This is a genomic window from Streptomyces sp. NBC_01451, assembly GCF_036227485.1.
GTDB lineage: Bacteria > Actinomycetota > Actinomycetes > Streptomycetales > Streptomycetaceae > Streptomyces.
In genome coordinates, this window is sequence record NZ_CP109479.1 from 5,508,497 (window position 1) to 5,529,394 (window position 20,898).

11 protein-coding genes and 1 pseudogene are annotated in these 20,898 nt (G+C 70.8%); 6 read left to right on the forward strand and 6 right to left on the reverse strand.

The window, feature by feature from the left end:
• Positions 1-110 precede the first annotated feature (110 nt).
• On the forward strand, positions 111-956 hold the full coding sequence (locus tag OG595_RS24060) for a hypothetical protein (protein WP_329275240.1): 846 nt from the start codon (positions 111-113) through the stop codon (positions 954-956).
• Between the two features lie 111 nt (positions 957-1,067).
• Here OG595_RS24060 and OG595_RS24065 read toward each other — a convergent pair whose 3' ends face one another.
• Both OG595_RS24065 and OG595_RS24070 read right to left on the reverse strand, forming a co-directional pair.
• A complete protein-coding gene (locus tag OG595_RS24065) occupies positions 1,068-1,268 on the reverse strand; it encodes a DUF397 domain-containing protein (RefSeq protein ID WP_329275242.1) in 201 nt (66 codons plus the stop codon).
• The gene (locus OG595_RS24070) at positions 1,265-2,122 is read right to left on the reverse strand and encodes a helix-turn-helix domain-containing protein (RefSeq protein ID WP_329275244.1); all 858 of its coding nucleotides are present in this window, start codon (positions 2,120-2,122) and stop codon (positions 1,265-1,267) included. The genes OG595_RS24065 and OG595_RS24070 overlap by 4 nt, the downstream gene beginning before the upstream one ends.
• A gap of 237 nt (positions 2,123-2,359) precedes the next feature.
• Between OG595_RS24070 and OG595_RS24075 the strand changes: the two genes are divergently transcribed.
• The 3 genes and pseudogenes from OG595_RS24075 to OG595_RS24085 all read left to right on the forward strand — a co-directional run.
• The gene (locus OG595_RS24075; protein ID WP_329275246.1) at positions 2,360-2,830 is read left to right on the forward strand and encodes an ATP-binding protein; all 471 of its coding nucleotides are present in this window, start codon (positions 2,360-2,362) and stop codon (positions 2,828-2,830) included.
• Between the two features lie 37 nt (positions 2,831-2,867).
• A complete protein-coding gene (locus OG595_RS24080) occupies positions 2,868-3,455 on the forward strand; it encodes a hypothetical protein (protein ID WP_329275248.1) in 588 nt (195 codons plus the stop codon).
• Positions 3,440-3,784: pseudogene (locus tag OG595_RS24085) on the forward strand (chlorophyllase); the annotation flags it as partial. The gene OG595_RS24080 and the pseudogene OG595_RS24085, both read left to right, overlap by 16 nt.
• 30 nt (positions 3,785-3,814) lie before the next feature.
• Here the strand turns inward: OG595_RS24085 and OG595_RS24090 are convergent.
• The 4 genes from OG595_RS24090 to OG595_RS24105 all read right to left on the reverse strand — a co-directional run bounded on the left by OG595_RS24090 (position 3,815) and on the right by OG595_RS24105 (position 10,445).
• Positions 3,815-4,636, reverse strand: a complete 822-nt coding sequence (locus tag OG595_RS24090; protein WP_329275249.1) for an NAD(P)-dependent oxidoreductase — start codon at positions 4,634-4,636, stop codon at positions 3,815-3,817.
• A 245-nt stretch (positions 4,637-4,881) separates the two neighbouring features.
• Positions 4,882-7,950, reverse strand: coding sequence for an FG-GAP-like repeat-containing protein (locus tag OG595_RS24095; RefSeq protein ID WP_329275250.1), 3,069 nt, complete (start codon positions 7,948-7,950; stop codon positions 4,882-4,884).
• 133 nt (positions 7,951-8,083) lie between these two features.
• Positions 8,084-8,626 carry a polyketide cyclase gene (locus OG595_RS24100; RefSeq protein ID WP_329275252.1) on the reverse strand — a complete coding sequence of 181 codons (543 nt, stop codon included), beginning with the start codon at positions 8,624-8,626 and terminating at the stop codon, positions 8,084-8,086.
• 52 nt (positions 8,627-8,678) lie between these two features.
• Positions 8,679-10,445 (reverse strand): SpoIIE family protein phosphatase, encoded by a 1,767-nt coding sequence (locus OG595_RS24105; protein WP_329275256.1) that lies wholly within the window; start codon positions 10,443-10,445, stop codon positions 8,679-8,681.
• 317 nt (positions 10,446-10,762) lie between these two features.
• On the opposite strand from OG595_RS24105, the gene OG595_RS24110 reads away from it, so the two are divergent.
• Positions 10,763-13,675: a LamG-like jellyroll fold domain-containing protein gene (locus OG595_RS24110; protein ID WP_329275258.1), complete on the forward strand. Its 2,913-nt coding sequence runs from the start codon at positions 10,763-10,765 to the stop codon at positions 13,673-13,675.
• Between the two features lie 110 nt (positions 13,676-13,785).
• Positions 13,786-20,829: a ricin-type beta-trefoil lectin domain protein gene (locus OG595_RS24115; RefSeq protein ID WP_329275260.1), complete on the forward strand. Its 7,044-nt coding sequence runs from the start codon at positions 13,786-13,788 to the stop codon at positions 20,827-20,829.
• Positions 20,830-20,898: the final 69 nt, after the last annotated feature.

The window sequence follows — 20,898 nt, forward strand, 5'->3', positions numbered from 1 at the left end:
CCGCACCCCCGCACGGGTTGGCGCATGAAGCGGCCGTGTGCGGGGCGCTGGGCGTAGGCGGCGGACGGGATGTGGCGGGAGAGAGGGGCGGAATCATGAGGAGAAGTGCTGTGCGGCATCGGGGAGTTGCGGCGGCCGGGGTGCTCGCGGTGGTGTCGCTGGCGGGGTGTTCGGCGTCCGTGAGCAAGCCGGACGGTGACGATGTGGCGGCTGCTGTCTCCGCGGAGGCCGAGGCGTCGGCGTCGGCGGTGGCGGGTGAGGTGGGACGTGCGGGCGCGGGGATGGTCGCTCTGTCGCCGGAGGGGCTGGAGGCGGTCGCGCTGGCTGACGGGCAGGCGGTCGCCGGGGGGACCGTGACGGCGCAGGTGTCGGACCGGGACTTCCCCAATGCCGGGACGGTGGTCGCGAAGAAGGCGGTGTGCACCCCGTTGGCGACGGTGCAGGCCGGGTCGGTGCTGGGGGCGCCGGTGTCGGTGGTGCGGCGGATGTGGATCGGGCCGCAGGAGACGTCCGAGGCGGACCTGGGGGCGGATCCGTCGGACGGGGAAGTGGCGGCTGCGGCGCTGGACGCGACGACGTCGTTCGTCTCGCTGGCCTCGTACGGGCAGGAGGCGGCGGCGAAGGTCGTGATGGCCGGGATCGGCCGGGCGGTCCGGGAGTGCGCGGCGGGCGGGTTCGTGTACACGGTGGCCGGCCAGGATCCGGTGAAGACGGTCAAGGTCCAGAAGACGGCAGCGCCTGCCGGTACCGGCGGCGCGGACGAGGTGATCGCGGCGAACCTGACCGTCTCGGTCGACGGGGTGAGCGGACCGGTGCGGGTGGTCGTGGTCCGGGAGGGCGGAACGGTCGGTTATTTTCCCGCCACGAATCTGGCTTCCCAGGCTACCGGGGACGCCTTCACCCTCCCCGCCGCCCTGGTCCAGGCCCAGCTCGCCCAGCTCACCGAGGCCGGCTGAGCGAGCTGGTGGTGCGGGCGTGGGTGTGGAGTCCTGGCCATGCCGAGTCGGACTCGCGCGAGAGCCCCGCCGTCCGGCGGGAACGGCAGGGCTCTCGCGACCGTACGAACGTCAGACGCCCCGCCCGACGAACCCCGCCCACGCCTCACGCGACACGGTGAGCATGGGGCCGGTCTCGGCCTTGGAGTCCCGGACGTGCACGACTGCCGTACCGGCCGCGACCTCTACGCACTGGCCGCCCTCGGTTCCGCTGTAGCTGCTCTTGAACCAGGCGAGGCCGGAAGCGACGGTCGAGGATTCAGCGTTGTTCATAGCGATCCCAGCAACCCTTCGATGAACCTCATCGACTCTCGCGGAGTGAGAGCCTGTGATCGGATGATCCCATAGCGTGCGGCGGCGAGAACCGTCTGTTCCGGGTCGGTCTCCAGCGTGCTGGTGGCGTGTGTCTCGGCGTACACGAACTTCTTGCCGTCCTTCCGCGTGACAACCGTGAACGGCCCGTTCACGCCCGCGTTGTCCTCGCAGTCGATCGGCATGACCTGGATCTCGACGTTTCGCTTCTCGCCGATCAGGAGCAGATGCTCCAACTGTCCCCGCACTACGTCCTGGCCGCCGTATCGGTGCCGTAGCACCGCCTCATCCATCACGAAGCTCAACAGTGGCGAGGGCCGCCGGTCGAAGATGTCGTGCCGAGCCAGCCGTGCAGCTACTCGCTGCTCGATGATCTCCTGGTCCAGGGACGGACGCCGCATGGCGAGCAAGGACCTCATGTAATCCTCGTTCTGGAGCAGGCCGTTGACAACATGCGTGTCATACATGAGCAGCTCAAGGCACTCCTTCTCCAGCGCGGCCATCCCCTGGAAGAAGACGGGATACTGAGCCTTCTCCACCTCCTCCTTCCACACGCTCAACAACCCACCCGCGCCCACAGCTTCGTCCGCCCGGTCGATCGTCTTCGGCGACGGAATCCGCCGCCCCTGCTCGTACGAGGCAACCGTCGCCGCCGAGTACCCGATCCGGCGCCCGAACTCCTCGCGGTCCATGCCCGCCCGTACCCGCCAGGTCTTCATGGTCTGCCCGAACGCGACGACGAACCCCTTCCCGGCCCCGTCCTCGGGCCGCCGCCCGCCCTCGTCGTCGTTCTCCCAGCCGTCCCCGAGACTCACGACCCCACCGCCCTCGGGGCTTCGCCACCGGCATCCGGAAGTACCCCGCCCCTCGCCTCCGGCCTTGCCGCCGCCATACCCTCAGTCATCGACCCACCGCCTCCCCGGCCCAACGCCCGCCCACCGGAGGCCGTAACGCCGCGCGCCTCGTACCCGTACGTACACCGCGCGTACAGTCGGTCCACGTCGGTGCGTCACCACTGGTCACGCTACGCGACCGGCGACACCGTTGTCGGTATGACGACCAAACCCGCGGCCCCCGCAGGCCCCGCCCAACTCGCCGCCCCCGCACGCGTCTTCGAGATGCGCTTCACCTCCACGCCCCGAGGTGCCCGCCTCGCCCGCCGTCTGACGGCGCTGCGCCTCGACTCGTGGGGCATCCCGTACGGCACCGACGCGCACGACACCCTCGTACTGATCGTCGGCGAGCTCACCGCCAACGCCGTACTCCACGGCCACGTTCCCGGCCGGGACTTCCACCTGCGCGTGCACGTCGTGGCCGACGGCCGTACCGTCCGCGTCGAGGTCACCGACACCCGTGCCGAACGGCTGCCCCGGCGCCCGGCCGCCGTCCCGGAGACCGGCGGCGCCGAGGAAGGCGGCCATGGGCTGCTCCTCGTATCGCAGCTGGCCACCCGTTGGGACTGGCACCCGCGCGAGGACGGGCCGGGCAAGACGGTGTGGGCGGAGTGTGCGCGGGCGTGGTGATGCCGTGCCGTGTCTGTTGTCAGGCCGTGCTGTTCGGATGCACGGTCATCACGTCGGCGTCCTCGTACGCGTCGGGTGTGAGAGTGAGGACCACGCGTCCGTCCGGCCGCTCCGCCGTGGGCCGGGCGGCACGGATGGCCCTGGTGGAAGCGCTCCGGGCACCCTCCCGGGCCTGTTCGACGAGGCGGCCGGGCAGGTCGAGACGACCCTGGTGGACCGCGAGTCGACCTCGGACGCGACGTCGGGACTGACCGGGAACCGGGTCAACGCCCGTACCTACGCCTACGATCTGTCGGGCAACATCACCACCACCGCCGACACCTACGCGGCCGTCGTGGACCGCCAGTGCTTCACCTACGACGGGATCGGCCAGCTCACCGAGGCCTGGACCACCCAGCGCACCGGGTGCACGGTGCCGGTCGCCACCGACGGCACGGTGAACGTGACCGCCGACAACGCCGGTTACTGGCAGTCGTACACCTACGACGAACTGGGCAACCGCAAGACCCTGAACACCCACAACGCCAAGGTGTCGTTCCTGCTGGACGGGACGGTGAACACCGCCGCCGACTCCACCACGTCCTACGTCTACGGCACCCCGGACGCGCCGACTTCTCCCGTATGACGACACCCACGCTCGTCGTCGCCGGCGACAAGGACGCCTCCGCCTTCCTGACGGTCATGGGCCCGGAATGGCACACCGACCCCTACGTCCTCGCCCCGGGCCCCAAGTCCCTGCTCACCCTGTTCGACGCGGAGCACGGCCTCGGCGGCATCTCCGGTTACGACGTCGCCGAGACCACGGACGAGAACCCCGCGCGGGTGGCCGTGGTCCAACGGCTCACCACGGCCTACCTCCGCACCGAGCTTCACCCCGGGGACCCGGCCTGGCAGTCGGCGTGCGACGAGCTGACGGCAGCCCCCGACCCGCTGGGACGGGTCGAGTCCAAGTGACCCGGCGACCCGGCGGCCGGGCAGCCGGGGTCAGGGCCGGTCCTCCGCGCGCATCCCGGCGACGAACCGCCGTGCCACGTCGACCAGTTCGCTGCCGGGAGCGTCACCGAGCAGGTCCGCCGTCAGGGTGACGTCCTTGGTGAGGGTCGCGTCGGCGGGCGTACCGGCGATCCCTGCGAGGGAGCCCGCCCGCAGCCGGACCCCCGAGGCGACGCAGGCCGAACTGCTCGTCGTCAGGATGTCGGCGAGGCCCGCCGGGTCGATCCCCAGCGCCTCGCCGGCCCGCATCGCGTCGTCGGCGAGGGCGATCTGCGCGGCGAACAGGGTGTTGTTGACGAGCTTCGCGTACGACCCGGCCCCGACCCCGCCCAGATGCACGACGTGCCGCGAGAGCGCGGACAGCAGGTCGGACACGTCTGCCAGTGCCTCGGTGTCACCGCCCACCATGATGGTCAGCTCGCCCGCGAGCGCCCGGGGGCTGCCCCCGCTCACCGGGGCGTCGAGGACACGGAGGCCGTACGGCGTGGCCCGCTCGGCGATGCTCCGGATCTGCGCGGGCGACAGCGTGCTGTGCACGAGCACCACGCTCCCCGGTTCCATGGCCCCGGCCAGCCCGTCCGGCCCGAACACGACCTCCTCCACGCCCGCCGCGTCGAAGACGCAGATGCCGACCGCGTCGACCGCCGCGCCCAGCTCGGCCGGAGTCGCCGCGAACGTGACGCCGTCGGTACCCGCGAAGGGTTCGAGGGAAGCCTGTCTGCGGGCGTAGAGGGTGAGGTCGTGGCCCTCGGCCCGGATGCGCTGAGCCATCGGCAGTCCCATGTTGCCGAGCCCGATGAAACCGGCCTTCACGATGCCCTCCAGACGGTCGTCCCCGACTCCTCCGCCCGTCGGGCCCGTCCGTCTCTTCTGGCGGCGGCTCTTCCGGGCGGCGGGACGGACGTGGACTACCCGGTGGCGGGTTCTCTTATGCGAGAGTGTGATTCTCATCTCCGTCGTGGAACCGTGGTGACACCGCGCGAACTCGGCACAGGCCCCGGCACAGGCCTCAGGGCAAGCCCCCGGCAGTGGCCTCGCCGCCGGCCTCGACACAGGCCTCAGTAAAGGCCCTTGTACGCCTGCCAGCCCGTCGCGATCCTCGTGCGGGGCCCGAACGACCCCTTGCCGTTGCCGGAGTTGCGCCACACGTTGCCGGCCGTGTCCCGGGAGACGATGTCCGCCCTGGCGTCGCCGGTGAGGTCGCCGATACCGATGACGGCGTTGTAGTTCGAGCCCCAGTCGGCGGCGACCTTCACCCGCGCGCCGAAGCCGCCGGTGCCGGTCCCGTCGTACCGCCACAGGGTGTTGGACGTGTCCTGGGCCAGCAGGTCGCCGCGGCCGTCGCCGTTGAGGTCGCCGACGCCCACGATCTTCTTGTAGCCCGACCAGTTCGCGGCGATGCGCACCCGTGCCGCCAGCCTGTTCCCGCTGGTCCCCCGGTAGAGGAACACCTCGCCGGTGGACGCCTTGCGCGCGATCAGGTCGGGGCGGCCGTCGCCCGTGATGTCGCCGGGGTAGGTCAGCAGGTTGTACTGGTTCCAGCCCTTGCCGAACGAGGTGTACGGGGTGCCGGTGATGAAGGACTGCCCGCGCATGGTCCGGTACGCCCGCAGTTCGCCGCTGCTGAACCGTACGAGGATGTCGCTCCGGCGGTCGCCGTTCAGGTCGCCGAACGGGATCGGTGTCACTGAGGACGGCCAGCCCGAGGCCGACATGGCCGAGCCGAACGTGCCCTTCTCGGTGCCGGACCGGTAGCTGATGACACCGGTCGACGTGAGGGTGAGGACATCGCCGGTCCCGTCGGGCGCCCAGGTGCCGCTGTTGGTGAAGTCGTGCCGTACGGCGGCCCCGGCGGAGACGTTCACCGCTTGCGACAGCGTCAGCGCGGCGCCGGACCCGTCGGCGGGCTGTGCCGTCAGTCTCAACGTGTACGCGCCGTTGGGTACGAGCGCACCCGCGGTGTCACGGAGGTTCCACCGTGCTGTCAGGTTGCCGTTCACCTCGCCGCCGGTGAGCGTACGCACCACGGCGCCGGTGGCCTTGCTGGTGAACGTGGCCGTCCAGGAGGCGGCGGGCCTGGAGAGCAGTCCGCGCCACTGCCACCAGGGGTCGGTGCTCGCACCGCTCTCCCAGGCGTTGTCGGTCGCCTCGGACTCGACGACGCCGAGCGGCTGGGGGGTGACCCCGGTGGGGACCAGATGGATCCGCCGGTCGGCGTCGACGTAGGCCGCCGGTCCGCCGAACTTGTCCACGGTCCAAGTCGCCCCGCGCAGGCTGGAGTTGCCCGCCGCCAGGTCGCCGATCCGCCGGGTGGCCGGGCTGCCGTCGGCGAAGTCGGTGAGGAGGAGGGCTCCGGCCGAGGTGTCGTGGCGTACGAGATAGCCGTCGCCGAGCAGCGCCTCGCCGGACGGCACGGGGATGTTCTTCTTCGTCGTACGGTCCCAGACACCGGCCGAGGCGGTCGGGCCGCAGGACCAGTAGAGCCAACGGCCCACGGCCTGGAGTTCCTTGGGCACGCAGGGGGCGCCGGTGTTCACGGTGTCGGTGGTCTTGTTGGTCCGTACGTCCCGCGCGTTGACGACGCCCTTGGCGGTGCCCGGGGTCCACAGCCTGACTCCCCAGACGGAGGCGGCGGTGACGGAGCGGGTGAGGATGGGCTTGAGGTCCGCGTAGACGCCGAGGTCGCCGACGTACTGCCTGGTGGGGGAGGTGCCGTTGACGATCGCGTAGCGGCCGGTGGCGTCGAGGACGGTTCCGGCGGTCGAGGGGAAGAAGAATCCCGCGCTGTCGGTGGCGTCGAGGGAGCGGACCGACGAACCCGGCTGGTCGGGGGCGGAGCCGGGGTAGACCATCACTGTGCGCCCGTCCCCGGTGGAGTACGGGCCAGTCCTCCCGTTGCCGCTGAACATGTGCCAGGTCCGCGCGCCCGCCGAGTAGGACGTACCAGCCGTCGAGATCCGCCGGGTGAAGAAAGCCGGGTAGGCGCTGCTGTCGGCCTCCTCGGTGGCCAGGGTGCCGTTCTGCAGCGACAGCCGGTCGATCTCCGCGGCCACCGGCGGAACGGCGGTCACCTCCGTCAGCGTCGGCGTCCCCGCCCCCGTGTCGGAGAGCTTCCGTACCGCCCAGTGCGCGGAGTCGGTGCCGCCCGCGACCAGGAGGCCGCCGTCGGGCGTCGAGGTGACCGACGTGTTCGCGTGCCGGAGGAGGGTGAGCGCGTCGCCGCCCGCCAGCGGGACGGCCATGAGCGGTCGGCCGGACACGTCGCCCAGGTCGCTGGAAGCCGGCGCGGAACGGGCGACCATCAGCCAGCGGCCGGCGATGCCCAGATAGGGGTTGCCTCCGGTGCCGGGCAGGGGCACCGTCGTCTCGGCGGCCGAGAGGTCGGCGCGGTCCAGTACGTGCGCGGTGTTGCCGGACGCGTACCAGACCAGCCGGTCCGCGCTCAGGGCGACGGCCGTCGGAGCGGCGGACACCGTCACGTCGCCGGTGACCTTCGCGGCGGCCAGGTCCACCAAAGCCAGGTGACGCTTGCCGCCGAGGGCGTAGCTGATGACGGCGGTGCCGCTGTCGCCCCCCAGGACGGCGAAGTTGGCGGTGATTCCGGTCGGCCAGCCGTCGACGGTCGTGCCCTCGGCGGGTGCGCCGGCGCCGTACAGCCACAGCACACTGTCGCCGTCGGCGTCCCGGGCCTCGGTCAGTACGTGAGTGCCGTACGTGGCCGCGTACACGCCGTGGGTGAGGGCGACGTCGGTCGCGGTACCGGCGGCCATGTCCCGCAGGACGACCTTCTCGGTCGGCGAGACGACGTCGGTCACGGTGTCGGACGACGAGCCGAGATACGCGGGACTGCTGCCGCGGGGGAGGTCGCCCAGTCCGGTGGTCGTACCGGTGTCGTACGACGTCCAGAGGTAGCCCGAACCGCCCTCCTGGGCGTGCAGATACCCGCTCGGGCCGGCGACGTACAGCCGGTCCTTGCGCGGGACGTACCGGTCCGACTGGAAGACGGTGTCCGCCGCTACGGTGGTCGCCGCGCCGGCCGGGACGGAGAGCGGGCCGGGACCTGAGGTCACGGTGAGAACGGCGAGGGTGGCTATGACACCACGGGCAGCGGTACGACGACGGGCCAACTCGGGTCTCCTGGACAGCGACTGGACGGAAAGAGATGGTCCAGCCCCCGGCTGTCCCCCCATGACAACGGTCACGAGACTAACAGCGGCCCCACAGGCATCAGGTCAGGTACTGGTCAACCTTCCGTACTTGTCAGACCTCCCGCTCGACCGTCCGCGCGAGAATCCCCAACGTCGCCCGCAGCGCCGACTCCTGGAGGATCGGGAAGATCCCGGCAGCCCGGTAGCGCTCGTGGATGAGGCTCCAGTCGTAGTACGAGGTGACGTCGGTGCCTCCGGTGCCTCCGGTGCCGCCCGCGGCGGGGCGGAGCCGGTACCCGAAGCGGTGGTTGATGGAGGGCTGGAAGGCGGGGTGGGTCGGCGTCCACTCGATGAGCGTGTCCTGCTCGAACCGGGTGATCTCCACGGTGACGTCGTAGCGGCCCATCGGCCGGTCGTTCAGGGCCTCGCGGTCCATGTGCACGACGAACGAGTCCCCGGCCGCGCGCACCGCCTCGCCGTCGGCGGACTGGAGCATGCCCGAACTGTCGATCGCCACATGCCCCTCGGGCTCGCACAGCAGGCCGAATATCCGGGCCGCCGGTGCGGCTATGAGACGGCTCACCTCGAACCGCTCCACCTGTCCCGCCGCCTGCGCCTGTGCCTGGTCCGCCTGGTCCGCTCGCTCCGCTGCCATGACCCGCCTGCTCCCTGTGCCCCGGTGTGCCTGTCGTCGACGGGCCGGAATTCTAGCTTCCGGCCCGGTTGTACCTCGCGGCGACCAGCGCGATGTCGTCCTCCGGGTCGACGGGGGCGACCTGGTCGAGGACCTGGTCGAGGAGGTCCTCGGGGGCCGGGCAGCCACGGATGCGGGTGAGACGGCGCAGGGAGGCGTCGATGTCCTCGTGCCGGCGTTCGACCAGACCGTCGGTGTAGAGGAGCAGGGTGTGGCCCGGTTCGCAGGGGGCGGTGAAGGAGACGTAGCGGCTGTGGCCGGTGCCCAGGGGCGGTCCGGGCGGGACGGGGAGGAGCGTGGCCCGGCCGTCGGGGCGGAAGACGACGGGGGGCAGGTGTCCGGCGCTGGCGTAGGTGCAGATGCCCCGGCGGGGGTCGGCGACGGCGATCACGCAGGTCGCGGGGCGGTCGGCGGCGGTGGTGTGCAACAGGTGGTCGAGTTCGAGCAGGATGCGGTCGGGGCCGGGTTCGCGGGCGGCGACCACGCGGAGCATGGCCTGGTAGCGGCTCATCGCGACGGCGGCCTCCAGCCCGTGGCCCATCACGTCGCCGAGGGCCAGCAGCGTACGTCCGTCGTCGAGGGCGACGGTCTCGTACCAGTCCCCGCCGACGAGCACCCCCCGTCCGGCGGGCCGGTAGCGGTAGGCCACGTCGATGTCCGGGTGCGGCCGGCCCGGCTCGGCCAGCAGGGCACGCTGCAACTGGACGACGGCGTTGTGCTCGGTGGTGTAGCGGCGGGCGTTGTCGAGGCTGATGGCGGCCCGCCCGGCCAGGTCCTGGGCGATCACCGCGTCGGTCTCGTCGAACAGGGGCGAGTCGTGTGCCCGGACCATGGTGACGGTGCCCACGTCATGGCCACGGGCTGTGAGCGGCACGATCAGGGCGGAGTGGATACCGGCCGCGAGGTAGGCGGCGACGTTGCCGGTGTGGGCGGCGGCGCGGCCGATGTCCTGCTCGTCCATCAGGTTGTCGATCACCGGCCGTCCGTCCGCCAGACAGCGGACGACGGACGAGCCGGGCTGGTGGTCGACGTACTCGCCGGGCCGCCCCAGGGGCCGCATCACCACCTCCAGCTCGGGCACCGCGGCCAGCGCCGCCCGGCGCAGCCGCAGGGATCCGTCGCGGGGCGCCCGGCTGGTGCCGTGCTCGGGGAGGACCTTCACGGTGGCGGCGTCGGCGAGCTTCGCCACCAGGAACTCGGCCAGTTCCTGGCAGGTGGTGTCCATGTCCAGGGTGGTACCGACCCGGGTGGCGGCCTCGTCGAGCAGGGCGAGGCGCTCGCGGGCCCGCTCCAGCTCCCGCTGCTCCTGCCGGGCGGCCGAGATCTCCAGCACGATGCCGACGATCCCCAGCGTCCGGCCGCCCTGCCTCAGCCGGTGGTAGGCGCCGTGCCAGTAGCGCCGTTCCAGCGGGGAGTCGGCCTGGGTGTGGCCGCTGGAGACCGTCTCGCGCGGGATGCCGTCCGCGATGACGGCCCGCAGCACGTCCTCACGGGCCTCGACCCCCGGGACGACCTCGGCGGCGGTACGGCCGAGGTGCTCGGCGGCCGGTACGCCGTTCATGTGCGCCAGGGTGGCGTTGACGTACCGGAAGCGCAGCTCGGTGTCGAGGACGGCGATGGCGGCGGGCGTCCCGTCGAGGATCTGCCCCAGCAGCTCGCGCACCCGCGCCGACCAGACGTGCCAGAACCCCGGACCACTTTCCGGCGCCTCCGCGCCCAGGTCCTCAACCTCGTCCTTGCCCTCGCCCGCGCTCTCGTCGCCGGCCCGCTGCCGGTCCACCTCAGCATCGGATCACGGGTGGGGGTCGAGCGCACGCGGAGATGCGGAGGAGCCCTCCGTTTGTGTGGGCGGTCCCTCCCCGGACTCTCCCCGGACCTTTCTCGCGCCGTCACTGTCCGTGATGATCCCGGCCCGTTGCCCCGAATTCAGGTGATCTAAATCACCCGTAAAAATGACCGCCTTGGCCCGCTCGAAGGAGATTCGCCCGCCTAAATCCCGCCGGACAAAGGACAGTTGGCCATTTACGCTCACCTCCACATACGCCACACATGGTGTTCACATGATCCGGTCGACCGCCGGAACGGGGGGAGTGGTAGATGACGATCAGTCGTGCCCGGAGACGGGTGAGAGCTCGGGCCGTGGCGCTGGTGCTCACACCGGCACTGATGGTGGGGGCGCTGTCCGGCGCCACCGTTTCGGAGGCCGCGACCACGGCGTCCGAAGCGGCGTCCGAGTCGGCGTCCTCGACCTCGTCCGGGACACCGTCCGAGACAGCGTCCGAACTGGCCCGCGAGACCGGTGAACCGGTCGAGGTCACCGCCGAACGGGACGTGTACGAGCGGGTGTTCGCGCAGCCCGAAGGGGGATTCCGCAGCGAGCTGTCCGCCGGCCCGCGCTGGGCGCCCCAGCCGGACGGTTCCTGGAAGGACATCGACACCGACCTGGAGTTCAAGCCGGACGGCTCGGTCGGCCCGCGCACCGCGCTGATCGACGTCGAGTTCTCCGGCGGCGGCACCGACCCGCTGGTCGCCGTCGAGGACTCCGGACGCTCCGCCGCGCTCAGCTGGCCCGCCCCGCTGCCGACGCCGGTCCTGCTCGGCGACACCGCCGAGTACCGCTCCGTGCTGCCCGGTGTCGACCTGCGCATGACCGCCGGCGCCGAGGGATTCCGGCAGATCCTCGTCGTACGCACCGAGGCCGCCGCCGACGATCCCGAGCTGGCGGAGATCGAACTGGCGCAGCACACCGACGGGCTGCGCATCGAGGAGAACGCGGCCGGCGGGATGTCCGTCGTCGACGCCGTGACCGGGGACTCCGTCTTCTCCGGCGGTACGCCGCTGATGTGGGACTCCGGGAGCGAGGCGGGCGCCAACGCCTCCGCCGACCCCGTCAAGGACGCCCTGCGCGAGGACCCCGCCGCGGCTCCCATGCCCGGCGACAGCCACGCCCGGGTGGACCTGGACATCGACGCCGACTCCGTCACGCTGACCCCGGACCCGGCGTTCCTCGACGCCGTGGACGCGTCCTCGCTGCCGCTGTACATCGACCCGCCGCTGGCCGTCACCAAGCCCGACAAGTCGGCGTCCCGCTCCTTCTACACCTGGGCCAACTCCGCCTTCCCGTCCACGGAGTACGCCAACTTCGACGACGACAAGGGCATCGGCCGCTGCCTGGGCGGCGGTTGCGGATCCCCGTACACGGGCCGGATGTACTTCGAGTACAACCTCGACGGCTGGGAGAACCGCAAGATCTACGACGCGACCTTCCATGTCTACGAGACCTGGGCCTACAACTGCACCCCGAGCTGGGTGAATCTGTACCTCGTCGACGCGGCGAAGCTCTCCAAGGCCACCAACTGGAACAACAAGCCCTCCGACGACAACCTGATGGGCGACCGCAAGGTGGCCTACGGGAACGAGGAGCACGGCTGCGAGAACGGTGACGTCGCCTTCAACGACAACCCCGACGAGACCAACGAGAACCTGACCGCCACCGTCAGGTCGAAGGCGGGCACCGGCTCCGCGATCGCCTTCTCGCTGCGCGCCGCCGACGAGGACGCGGCCGGCGGCTGGAAGCGGTTCAAGGGCGACTCCGGCACCCTCCAGATCTTCTACAACACCGTTCCCGGCAAGCCCGCCAGTGAGCGCACCACCAGCCCGACCACCAGCTGTGTCACCGGCGCCGGGCGCCCCTTCATCCGTGACGACACTCCGGTCCTGACGGTCAACGTCACCGACCCCGACCCGCACAACGTCCGCGCCCTGTACCGGGTCTGGGACATGCTGCCGAACGCGAACGACGTGCAGGTGTACGGCGACCTGTGGACCGCGTACAAGGCGGACGGCGTCATGGAGAAGGCCATCCCGGCCGGAAACCTCAAGCACGGGCACACCTACCACTGGCACGCCCAGGCCACCGACGGCATCGACGACAGCGCCTGGTCCGACTGGTGCGAGTTCAGCTACGACAACACGCGGCCCTCCACCAGGCCCAAGGTGACCCTGGAGACGGCCGGCGACATCCTGTCGGGCACCACACCGACCTTCTCCTTCGCGCCCAACGGCTCGGTCGACCCCGCGTACGGCAACGACGTGGACCGTTACGTCTACGGTCTCAACACCGACACCCTGGCCGCCTCGGCCGACCCCGCCGCGCGCGGCGCCGCCGCCACCGGAGTGGGCGTGGCGGTACCGAAGTTCGGGCTCAACGTGCTCTCCGTCGCCAGCGTCGACGACGCCGGCAACGTCGGCCCGGTCGAGGACTACGTCTTCCAGTCGGGGCGCGCCTGTGACGACCCGCCCGCCGAGCAGTGCGCGGTGGCCTCGTACCGGCTGGACGAGACCAGCGGCACCACCGGAGCCGACTCCGCCTCCGGGGCGAGCGGCGACAAGGACCCGCTGACCGTCACCGGTGGCACCTGGGTGGCCGGCAGCAACTCCGCCGTCGCGACCGACCGGGCGATCCGGTTCGACGGCGTGGCGGGCGGTTTCGGCACCGCCACGAGCCTGGTGGACACCCGGCAGGGCTTCACCGTCATGGCCCGCGCCAAGGTCTCCGACGTGTCGGAGAACCGGGCGGTCATCAGCCAGACCGGCGCCAACGGCAACGGCTTCGCCCTGTACTGGTCCACCACCCTCGGGTGGGTGTTCGGACGCCACCGTGACGCCACCACCGGTACGGACGCGGCTCGCGCCAAGGCCTCCGCACCCGGAGCCTCCCCGGTCGGCAAGTGGGTTCATCTGGCAGGGGTGTTCGACCCCTCGCAGAACTCGGTCACGCTCTACGTCAACGGCGTCGAGCAGGGCACCGACCAGGTGATCCCGTCCAACAGCGACGGCACCACGTACGACCCCACCCGGGTCTGGCACGCCGACGGCGGCTTCCAGGTCGGCCGGGCCCGCTGGAGCGGCGCCTTCGCCAACCCGTTCAAGGGCGACATCGACGACATCCGTGTCTACCCGACGGTGCTCGGCGCGCGGGACATCGACAAGGCCGCCAACACCGACTGACCAGCTCTAACTCCCTGTTTCTGCAAGGGACTTCTATACGGCGCCCGCACGGCACGACCGGCCTGCGGGCGCCCCCTTTCACGCCTTCGCACCAAGAGAGAGGCCCTGCCATGCGTGTTCGTACGGGGGCACCCCCCACTCCACCCGAGCCGAGAAGAAGACTCCGCACCGCCGGACGCGCCGTGGCCGCCGGTCTCGTCGGCGTGCTCGGCATCACCCTCCTCCAGGCGCCCGCGTGGGCCGAGGTGGACGAACAGGCGCGGGAGCAGCGCCGGCCCAAGACGCAGACCATGGAGTCCGTCCCGGTCGCGCCGATCCTCTGGGACAAGTCCGCCGTTCCCTCGGACGACGCGACGAAGGCGTCCCGCACGGCGACGCCCGAGGTGGTGTGGCCGACGGCCGGTACCGCCGTGGCCCAACTGCCCCTGGCCACCCTGAGGAAGCAGGCGCTGACCGGCCGACTCACCAGGTCGCAGGCATCAGTTGAGGGCGCGGCAGGCACCCTCCCGGTGCGTGTGTCCGCGCCCGCCTCGGTCCGCTCCGGGCTGGTCTCCGCCAGGGGTGCCGTCCGCTCCGAGGCCGCCCGGACCCTCACCTCCCGGGTCCCCGGCAAGGTCTCGGTACGGGTCCTGGACCGCGCGTCGGCGCGGCGGGCGGGCATGGACGGCCCGGTGCTGACCCTGACCCGGGCCGACAGCACCACCGTCGCCGCTTCGGCGGGCAAGGTCGCCGTAGAGGTCGACTACAAGAAGTTCGCGCGGGCCTACGGCGGCGACTGGGCCTCCCGGCTCCGCCTCGTGCAACTCCCGGCCTGTGCGCTCACCAACCCCTCCGCCGCCAACTGCGCCCCGGGCAAGGCGCTGCCGACGACCAACGACGCCAAGTCGGGCACGCTGACGGCGGAGGTGACCGTACCGGGAGCTTCCGGCGCTTCCGCTGTGAAGGGTGCCCGGGCAACGACCGCCGCAGCAGCGGTACTCGCGGTCTCGGCGGGCTCCTCCGGCCCCAACGGCAGCTTCGCGGCGACTCCGTTGACGCCTGCGGGCACCTGGCAGATGGCCGGCAACTCGGGCTCCTTCTCCTGGCAGTACCCCCTGCGGGTGCCACCGGCGGTCGCGGGCCCTTCCCCGCAGCTCAGCCTGTCGTACAACTCCGGGAGTGTGGACGGCCGTACGTCCTCCACCAGCGGTCAGACGAGCTGGGTGGGCGAGGGCTTCGACCTCTCCCAGGGCTACATCGAGCGCTCCTACCGCTCCTGCAAGGACGACGGCCACGACACGGAGGGTGAGGAGAAGTACGACCAGTGCTGGCACTCCGACAACGCCACCATGTCGTTCGGCGGCCGCAACGGCGAGCTGGTCAAGAAGTCCGGCGCGGACTCCTCGAAGACTCTCGACGGCAACCCGGACATGAAGCTCGAAGGCACCTGGCGTCTGAAGACGGACGACGGGACGAAGATCGAGCGCTGGTCCGGCGGCTTCAACTCCGGTGACAGCAAGGAGTTCTGGCTCGTCACCACGACCGACGGCACCCGCTACTACTTCGGCCGCAACAAGCGGACCGCCGACGACGGCGAGGGCGTCCAGGACTCCGCCTGGCAGACCCCCGTCTACGGCGACGACTCCGGCGAGCCCTGCCACGGCGACACCTTCAAGGAGTCGCGCTGCAACCAGACCTGGCGCTGGAACCTCGACTACGTCCTGGACACGCACGACAACTCGATGACCCTGTACTGGGAGAAGGAGACCAACCGCTACGGCGCCGACCGTGACGACGTCTCCGTCTCCTACGACCGGGGCGGCTACCTCAAGCGCATCGAGTACGGCGAGCGCAAGGGCACCGACCTGACGTCCGAGGCCCCGGCCCGCGTCGTCTTCGGCGTCGCCGAGCGCTGCAAGGCGGCTGCCGCCGACTGCGAGCCCGGCGACCTGAAGGAGGACACCGCGTCCTCCTGGCCGGACGTGCCCTTCGACCAGATCTGCAAGGACGAGGACTCCTGCGAGGAGCAGTGGTCGCCGTCGTTCTTCTCCCGCAAGCGCCTGACGTCGGTGACCACAGAGGTCCGCAAGTCCGGCGGAGGCTACGCACCCGTCGACACCTGGACCCTCGACCAGAGCTACCCCGACACGGGCGACGGCTCGACCGCCTCCCTCTGGCTCCAGTCGATCACCCACACCGGCAAGGCGAACGGCGCCACCAGCGAGGCCCTGAAGACGGTCTTCTACGGCGTCAAGAACGACAACCGCGTGTACGCCAACACCGACGGCCGCCTCCCGATGGGCAAGTGGCGTATCAGGGCGATCCGTTCGGAGACCGGCGGCGTCACCTCGGTGACGTACAAGGACACGGAGTGCAAGTCCGGCGAGACCCGCACCCCCTCGAACAACACCAAGCTCTGCTTCCCGTCCTTCTGGTCGGAGGAGGGCAGCATCGGGGAGGACGAGGACTGGTTCCACAAGTACGTGGTGGACACGGTCGCCGAGGACGACGCGACCGTGCCCGGCGTCGACAAGACGACCAGGTACACCTACTACGGCGGCGCGGCCTGGCGCTACGACGACAGCGAGATCACCAAGGCCAAGAAGAAGACCTGGTCGCAGTTCCGGGGCTTCCGCACGGTCCGCACGGTCACCGGTGACTCCACCACCAAGCAGCTGAGCGCCGAGAGCACCTTCCTGCGCGGCATGGACGGCGACCGCGCGAACGAGGACGGCGGCACGGAGGACGTCTGGACAACTGCCTCCGACGGCACCCGGGTTCAGGACGCCGACCGCCTCCAGAGCTACCTCCTCGAAACGCGCACCTACTCCTCGGTCCCGGCCGACACCGCCGCCGACCGGGCGGCCAAGGAGGTCACCGGCTCGGTCAACACGCCCTGGCTGTCGGCGGCCACGGCCACCGAAGGCTCGGACAAGGCCCAGCTGACCGGCACCGCGCGCGTGGACACCCGTACAGCACTGGACGGTTCGGCGGTCCGGCGCACGGCGATCGTCCACGACTACGACTCGTACGGCATGCTCAAGCAGTCCTCGGACCTCGGTGACATCGGCGCGGACAAGGCCAACGCCGACACGGGCGACGACTCCTGCACGCGCTACGAGTACGCCCGCAACGACGCGAAGACCCTCCTCACCCTGGTGAAGCGGGTCTCGACGGTCGCCGTCAACTGCGACACCACCGCGGCCCTCCCCGCCGACGCGATCTCCGACGTACGCACGGTGTACGACGCCCTGGCGTACGGCGCCGAGCCCACCCAGGGCGAGGTGACCTCGTCGCGCCGGGTCACCGGCTACGGCACGGACGGCACCCCGACGCTCCAGACGGTCAGCAGGACCGAGTACGACGTCCACGGCCGCGTGACGGCGGGCTACGACACCAAGGACAACAAGACCGTCACGTCCTACACCCCGGCCACGGGCGGCCCGGTCACGGGCATGAAGGTGACGACACCGCCGGCGGCGAGCGGCGGCACCGGCCAGAGCACGTCGTCCGTCGTCGACCCGGCCTTCGGCCTGGTCACCAGCACGATCGACGCCAACTCCCAGCGCACCGACCTGGCGTACGACGCGCTGGGCCGCCTCACCAGGGTCTGGCTCCCGGGCCACGCGAAGGCCACCGACACACCCGACACCGAGTACGTCTACGGCATCCGCGCGGACGGCCCGACCTACGTCACCACGAAGACCCTGCGCGCCAACGGCAACGTCACGGTCGCCCACGCGCTCTACGACGGCCTGCTGCGCGAGCGCCAGACCCAGTCACCGACCCCGAACACGGGCCGGGTGCTCACTCTCACCGAGTACGACTCGCGCGGGCTGGCGATCGTGCAGCACGGCCCGTTCTACAACCTGAACGACCCGGACACGACACTCGTCGACTCGTCCGCGGCGGTGGGCGGGACCCCGCCGGCCACGGAGACGGTGTACGACGGGTCGGGGCGGGCGACGGCGACGCTGTTCAAGGTCGCGGGGACGACGAAGTGGCGCGGCGACACCACCTACCACGGTGACCACACCACGACCATTCCCCCTCCCGGCAGCACACCCGGCACCACCTGGAACGACGCCCAGGGCCGCACCACGAAGCTCGTCGAGTACGAGTCGGCCGACACCACCGGCGTCGCACGCACCACGAACTACGCCTACGACAAGGCCGGGCGCCTCGCCCAGGTCACCGACACGACCGGCAAGAACGTCTGGAAGTGGACGTACGACCTGCTGGGTCGCAAGAAGACCGCGGTCGACCCCGACAAGGGCACCACGTCGCTGACCTACGACGAGTTCGACCAGGTCAGGACCACGACGGACGCACTCGGCCAGACCCTCACGTACAGCTACGACAACCTCGGCCGCACCACGAAGATCGCCAACGGTACGACGGTCCTCAACTCGTGGGTCTACGACACCGTTTCACCCAACGGCGTCGGCCGTCTCACCTCCACCAGCTCCTTCAGCGGGGGCAACGAGTACAAGTCGACCGTCGAGGCGTACGACGCGGGCGGGCGGCCGACGAAGACCACGGTCACCGTCCCCGCCGCCGAGACGGGCCTGGGCGGCTCCTACACCACCACCGCCGAGTACCGGACGGACGGCACACCGAAGTCGATGACCCTCCCGGCGGCGGCCAACCTCGCCTCCGAGAAGATCAGTTACGGCTTCAACCTCGCCGGGCAGCCGCTCTACTCCTACGGCACCACGGACTACGTCCGCGACACCACCTACTCCAACTTCGGTGAGCCGCTCCAGCTCACGCTCGGCACGAGCAGTTCCGCCAAGCAGACCTGGATCACCAACTTCTACGAGGAAGGCACGCGAAGGCTCGCCCGGACCCGCCTCGACCGTGAGTCCGTCACCACTCCCGACTCCGACCTCAACTACGTCTACGACGCCTCCGGCAACGTCACCAGGCTCGCCGACACGCCCGAGGGCAAGACGGCCGACATCCAGTGCTTCCAGTACGACTATCTGCGCAGGCTCACCGACGCGTGGACGCAGACGTCCTCGACGTGCGCGGAACCCACGGCTGGCAGCACGGTCGGCGGCCCGGCCCCGTACTGGCACGAATACGCCTACGACGCGGCCGGCAACCGCACCAAGGAGACCCGCAACCCCGTCAACCCGGCGGCCGGCGGCAACTCCGCCCTCCGCACCACCAGCACGTACACGCCCAACACGGCCGGCACCTTCCCCGTCCACGCCCTGCGCGGCACGGCGGTGAAGACGGAGACGCTGAACTCCTCGGGTGCGGTGACGGCGACCGCCGACACCACCGAGAGCTACGGCTACGACGCGGCCGGCAACACCGTCACCCGCACCAAGCAGGCCACCGCGCTCAGCGCCGCCGTCGACCAGGTGCTGCGCTACAACTCGCAGGGCAGGCTGGCCTCCACGTCCAAGGTGGGCGAGAAGGGCCAGGTAACCGGCCTGGCGGGCAAGTGCGTCGACGTCCAGGGCAGCGTCACGACGGCGGGCACCCCGGTCCAGATCCTCACCTGCGGGACCAGCGACGCGCAGAACTGGGAGCTGACCAGGGACGGACAGCTCAAGGCCCTGGGAGTCTGCGCCGAACCCGCGGGTTCCGCCCAGTCGGCGGCCGTCCAGATCCAGCCCTGCGACACGGCCGACCCCAACCAGAAGTGGAGCGTCCGCGACGACGGAGGTCTGCGGCACAACGCCTCCGGCCGCTGCCTGGACATCCCGTCCTCGGCCACGGCCGACGGCACCGACCTGAAGCTCCTCGACTGCAACGGCACCGCCGCGCAGCGCTGGGTCTTCGCCAAGCACACGTCGTACGTGTACGACGCCTCGGGCAGCCGTCTGATCCGGCGCGAGTACGGCAAGTCCACGCTCTACCTGGGCGACACCGAACTCACCGTCGACACCAAGAACACCGCCGTTACCACGGACGACGTCAAGTCGGCGGTCCGCTACTACACCTTCGGCGGCGCCCCCGTCGCCATCCGCACGTCGCCCACCCAGGTGCACTGGCTGGGCGGCGGCTACAACGGCACGACCGAGATCTCGGTCGACGCGGCCACCCAGGCGGTGACCCAGCGCCGCACGACACCCTTCGGCCAGATCCGGGGCACCGCGGGAGCCATCCCCGGCCAGAAGGGCTTCGTCGGCGCGGTCAACGACCCGGGCTCCGGCCTGGTCCACATGGGCGCACGTCAGTACGACCCGGCCCTGGGACGGTTCCTCTCCGTCGACCCGGTGCTCGACCTGACCGACCCCCAGCAGTTCAACGCCTACACCTACGGGCGCAACAACCCGATCGCCTTCCCCGACCCGACCGGCCTGTGGTGGGGCTGGTCCGACATCGGTCACGCGGCGCTCGACGTCGTGGGCCTGGTGCCGGTGTTCGGCGAGGCGGCCGACGTCATCAACGGCGCCTGGTACCTCGCCGAGGGCAACTACCTCGACGCGGGGCTGTCGTTCTCCTCGGCCATCCCGCTCGCCGGGTACGCGGCCACGGCGGCCAAGGGCGCGAAGTACGCGGACGAGGCGATCGACGCGGCCAGGGCCGTGGACAAGACCGTCGACGCGGCGTCCGACGCCAAGGCGGCCACCAAGGCCGCCGACGAGGTCGTCCCGCCGCCGGCGCCCAAGCCGAAGGAGGCACCCAAGCCGGAGAAACCGGCGAAGGCCAAGGACGAAGCCGGTGACCGGGGTTCCGGAGCGTCGTCGAAGAAGACCACGCGCAAGGACGCCAACGACCAGCCCACGGTGGTCAAGGGACGCGACCAGAAGAACGTCGGCGTCAAGGACAAGGGCCCGGAAAGCGTGGAAACCGGCAAGCGCGCCGACGGCGACACGGTCTACGCCGGACACGGCTATCACGGGCAGAACTCCCGCGACATGATGGTCCCGCAGGGAACCACCCTGCACTTCTACGTCCCGCACAACATGAAGTTGAACGACTCGGTGGGCAAGGCGGTCGAGCAGGGCGGTGCGGGTGCGCCCAGCCCGGTGGAGTCCTTCGGACCGGGCTCGATCCTGCCCGACTACATCATTGCCCCACCGACGAATCTCAACATCATGGGAGGGAGCAGGACGGTGACCGAGGCGACCAACATCAGCAAGGTGATCAGCCAGGGAATGGGCGACGTCCACATGGCGATCTGCCGTGAGTTCAACTCCCTGCACTTCGGCTGACGACCGAGCGACCAGAACACGGGCGCGGCCGGTCACCTCCGGATCCACGGACATCCGGAGGTGACCGGC